This is a genomic window from Piscicoccus intestinalis NBRC 104926 (assembly GCF_001515525.1).
GTDB classification, from domain to species: Bacteria; Actinomycetota; Actinomycetes; order Actinomycetales; family Dermatophilaceae; genus Kineosphaera; species Kineosphaera intestinalis.
This window is the reverse complement of the sequence record NZ_BCNQ01000222.1, coordinates 1-5139: the sequence shown is the minus strand read 5'-3', so window position 1 is coordinate 5139 and position 5139 is coordinate 1. Positions and strand designations below refer to the sequence as shown.

2 rRNA genes are annotated in these 5139 nt (G+C 56.4%); both read right to left on the bottom strand.

Annotation, left to right across the window (positions count from 1 at the left end):
• Positions 1 to 105: 105 nt before the first annotated feature.
• Positions 106 to 3220: ribosomal RNA gene (locus PINTE_RS20300) — 23S ribosomal RNA — on the bottom strand.
• A 351-nt stretch (positions 3221 to 3571) separates the two neighbouring features.
• A 16S ribosomal RNA gene (locus PINTE_RS20295) occupies positions 3572 to 5087 on the bottom strand.
• Together the 16S and 23S rRNA genes form the textbook arrangement of a ribosomal RNA operon.
• Positions 5088 to 5139 lie beyond the last annotated feature (52 nt).

Genomic DNA, 5139 nt, shown 5'->3' with positions numbered 1-5139 from the left:
ACCCACCCCGCAAACCAATCAGCAGCGGGTGGTGGGGGCCCAGGGGGTTGATGTCCTGGGAGTCACACAGTGGACGCGAACACCACACACACAAAGAGTATGTGGAAGGTCAAGTTGTCGGCTTATTAGTACCAGTCAGCTACACACATTACTGCGCTTCCACATCTGGCCTATCAACCCAGTCGTCTAGCTGGGAGCCTCACAGGCCCAAAAGGGCCCATGGAAACCTCATCTCGAAGCGTGCTTCCCGCTTAGATGCTTTCAGCGGTTATCACTCCCGAACGTAGCTAATCAGCGGTGCCCTTGGCAGAACAACTGACACACCAGAGGTTCGTCCATCCCGGTCCTCTCGTACTAGGGACAGCCCTTCTCAAGTTTCCTACGCGCGCAGAGGATAGGGACCGAACTGTCTCACGACGTTCTAAACCCAGCTCGCGTACCGCTTTAATGGGCGAACAGCCCAACCCTTGGGACCTACTCCAGCCCCAGGATGCGACGAGCCGACATCGAGGTGCCAAACCATGCCGTCGATATGGACTCTTGGGCAAGATCAGCCTGTTATCCCCGGGGTACCTTTTATCCGTTGAGCGACCGCGTTTCCACACACCACGGCCGGATCACTAGTCCCGACTTTCGTCCCTGCTCGACATGTCTGTCTCACAGTCAAGCTCCCTTGTGCACTTACACTCAACACCTGATTGCCAACCAGGCTGAGGGAACCTTTGGGCGCCTCCGTTACCCTTTAGGAGGCAACCGCCCCAGTTAAACTACCCACCAGGCACTGTCCCTGATCCGGATCACGGACCGAAGTTAGACATCCAGAACGACCAGAGTGGTATTTCAACGATGACTCCACACCCGCTGGCGCGGGCACTTCACAGTCTCCCACCTATCCTACACAAGCCGTCCCGAACACCAATACCAAGCTGTAGTAAAGGTCCCGGGGTCTTTCCGTCCTTCTGCGCGTAACGAGCATCTTTACTCGTAATGCAATTTCGCCGAGTTCGCGGTTGAGACAGTGGAGAAGTCGTTACGCCATTCGTGCAGGTCGGAACTTACCCGACAAGGAATTTCGCTACCTTAGGATGGTTATAGTTACCACCGCCGTTTACTGGCGCTTAAGTTCTCAGCGTCGCCCCAAAAGGAGCTAACCGGTCCCCTTAACGTTCCAGCACCGGGCAGGCGTCAGTCCGTATACATCGACTTACGTCTTCGCACGGACCTGTGTTTTTAGTAAACAGTCGCTTCTCCCTGGTCTCTGCGGCCACTCACGCTCACCGAGCAACGCCGGGTCACGATCATGGCCCCCCTTCTCCCGAAGTTACGGGGGCATTTTGCCGAATTCCTTAACCACGATTCACTCGATCGCCTTAGTATTCTCTACCTGACCACCTGAGTCGGTTTCGGGTACGGGCGGCTCGAACCTCGCTAGAAGTTTTTCTCGACAGCATAGGATCACCCTCTTCCCCCACACGGGGTCACCATCACACCTGGGGCACATGACACCCGGATTTACCTAGATGTCGCCTTACATGCTTGGACGTGGACAACCATCGCCACGCGGAGGCTACCTTCCTGCGTCACTCCATCACTTACCTACTACCAGATCGGGTCACGCGCTCCACCAATCCGACACACGCCAAAGACGTGCACCAGCGGCTTCGGGCATTTAGCATCACTGGATTCGATATGGGCGGTCCTTCGCCGGTACGGGAATATCAACCCGTTGTCCATCGACTACGCCTGTCGGCCTCGCCTTAGGTCCCGACTTACCCAGGGCAGATTAACTTGACCCTGGAACCCTTGGTCATTCGGCGGGCAAGTTTCTCACTTGCCATTCGCTACTCATGCCTGCATTCTCACTCGTGTAGCGTCCACACCTGAATCACTTCGATGCTTCACCCGCCACACGACGCTCCCCTACCCAACCACACCCCTGACCAAAAGGTAGGGAAATGTGTGATTGCCACAGCTTCGGTGGTGTGCTTGAGCCCCGCTACATTGTCGGCGCGGAATCACTTGACCAGTGAGCTATTACGCACTCTTTCAAGGGTGGCTGCTTCTAAGCCAACCTCCTGGTTGTCACGGCAACTCCACATCCTTTTCCACTTAGCACACGCTTAGGGACCTTAGCTGGTGATCTGGGCTGTTTCCCTCTCGACTACGAAGCTTATCCCCCGCAGTCTCACTGCCACGCTCTCACTTACCGGCATTCGGAGTTTAGCTGACGTCAGTAACCCGGTAAGGCCCATCAGCCATCCAGTAGCTCTACCTCCGGCAAGAAACACGCAACGCTGCACCTAAATGCATTTCGGGGAGAACCAGCTATCACGGAGTTTGATTGGCCTTTCACCCCTACCCACAGCTCATCCCCTCAGTTTTCAACCTAAGTGGGTTCGGGCCTCCACGCCGTCTTACCGGCGCTTCACCCTGGCCATGGGTAGATCACTCCGCTTCGGGTCTAGACCCCGCGACTATGAACGCCCTCTTCGGACTCGCTTTCGCTACGGCTACCCCACACAGGTTAACCTCGCCACGGAGCACTAACTCGCAGGCTCATTCTTCAAAAGGCACGCCGTCACCCCACACAGAGGCTCCGACGGATTGTAGACACACGGTTTCAGGAACTATTTCACTCCCCTCCCGGGGTACTTTTCACCATTCCCTCACGGTACTTGTCCGCTATCGGTCACCAGGTAATATTTAGGCTTAGCGGGTGGTCCCGCCAGATTCACACAGGATTTCTCGGGCCCCGTGCTACTCGGGAATACGCCCATGGAGTCCACGCAATTTCGCCTACGGGGCTACCACCCACTACGGCCCGCCATTCAAAACGGTTCGACTATCACGCAGATTTCTCACTCCACACCCAGACGGCAGCCTGGATAAAAACGCACCCCACAACCCCGAACACACAACACCTGCCGGCTATCACATGCGCCCGGTTTAGCCTCATCCGCTTTCGCTCGCCACTACTCACGGAATCACAATTGTTTTCTCTTCCTGTGGGTACTGAGATGTTTCACTTCCCCACGTCCCCTCCACACACCCTATGAGTTCAGATGCGGGTGACGAGACACGAATCTCGCCGGGTTTCCCCATTCGGACACCCTCGGATCACAGTCCGGTTATCGACTCCCCGAGGCTTATCGCAGATTCCAACGTCCTTCATCGGTTCCTGGTACCAAGGCATCCACCATGTGCCCTTAAAAACTTGACACTACAAAGATGCTCGCGTCCACTATGCAATTCTCAACACACCAACCCACACCAACCCCCCGCCCACGCATCACACGCGACAGAAGACCAGTGAGGCCACACACACGAGCAAGCCAGCCACAGCCGACCCCTCAGACACCCAACAGCGCACCACACGACCACCACACCAGACACACCCCCACTTTCCCCACCCCCACACCACACGCACACAGCGCATGAAACTAGGGGCCGTACTCGCGACAGCACACCTGCCACAGCAGCCAAACGATCGATGTTCCACCCACGAGCAACACTCGAGCCACCACACACGGGCAGCATCACGAGCGCCTCAATATCAGAGGAAGCTCCTTAGAAAGGAGGTGATCCAGCCGCACCTTCCGGTACGGCTACCTTGTTACGACTTAGTCCCAATCGCCAGTCCCACCTTCGACGGCTCCCCCCACAAGGGTTAGGCCACCGGCTTCGGGTGTTACCGACTTTCGTGACTTGACGGGCGGTGTGTACAAGGCCCGGGAACGTATTCACCGCAGCGTTGCTGATCTGCGATTACTAGCGACTCCGACTTCATGGGGTCGAGTTGCAGACCCCAATCCGAACTGAGACCGGCTTTAAGTGATTCGCTCCACCTCACGGTTTCGCAGCACTCTGTACCGACCATTGTAGCATGCGTGAAGCCCAAGACATAAGGGGCATGATGATTTGACGTCATCCCCACCTTCCTCCGAGTTGACCCCGGCAGTCTCCCATGAGTCCCCACCATCACGTGCTGGCAACATGGAACGAGGGTTGCGCTCGTTGCGGGACTTAACCCAACATCTCACGACACGAGCTGACGACAACCATGCACCACCTGTACACCGACCTTACGGGGAGCACATCTCTGCACTTTTCCGGTGTATGTCAAGCCTTGGTAAGGTTCTTCGCGTTGCATCGAATTAATCCGCATGCTCCGCCGCTTGTGCGGGCCCCCGTCAATTCCTTTGAGTTTTAGCCTTGCGGCCGTACTCCCCAGGCGGGGCGCTTAATGCGTTAGCTGCGGCACAGAACTCGTGGAATGAGCCCCACACCTAGCGCCCAACGTTTACGGCATGGACTACCAGGGTATCTAATCCTGTTCGCTCCCCATGCTTTCGCTTCTCAGCGTCAGTTATGGCCCAGAGACCTGCCTTCGCCATCGGTGTTCCTCCTGATATCTGCGCATTTCACCGCTACACCAGGAATTCCAGTCTCCCCTACCACACTCTAGCCTGCCCGTACCCACCGCACGCCCAGAGTTAAGCCCTAGGTTTTCACGGCAGACGCGACAAACCGCCTACAAGCTCTTTACGCCCAATAATTCCGGACAACGCTCGCACCCTACGTATTACCGCGGCTGCTGGCACGTAGTTAGCCGGTGCTTCTTCTTCAGGTACCGTCACTTTCGCTTCTTCCCTGACGAAAGAGGTTTACAACCCGAAGGCCTTCATCCCTCACGCGGCGTCGCTGCATCAGGCTTGCGCCCATTGTGCAATATTCCCCACTGCTGCCTCCCGTAGGAGTCTGGGCCGTGTCTCAGTCCCAGTGTGGCCGGTCACCCTCTCAGGCCGGCTACCCGTCGTCGCCTTGGTAAGCCACTACCTCACCAACAAGCTGATAGGCCGCGAGCCCATCCCCCACCAAAAAATCTTTCCACCCAAACCCATGCGAGCTTGAGTCATATCCAGTATTAGACCCCGTTTCCAAGGCTTATCCTGAAGTGAAGGGCAGGTTACTCACGTGTTACTCACCCGTTCGCCACTAATCCACCCCGAAGAGCTTCATCGTTCGACTTGCATGTGTTAAGCACGCCGCCAGCGTTCGTCCTGAGCCAGGATCAAACTCTCCATAAAAGAATCCAAAAACCTGGCAAACATCAAATCCCTATAAAGGAAACCCCAACCC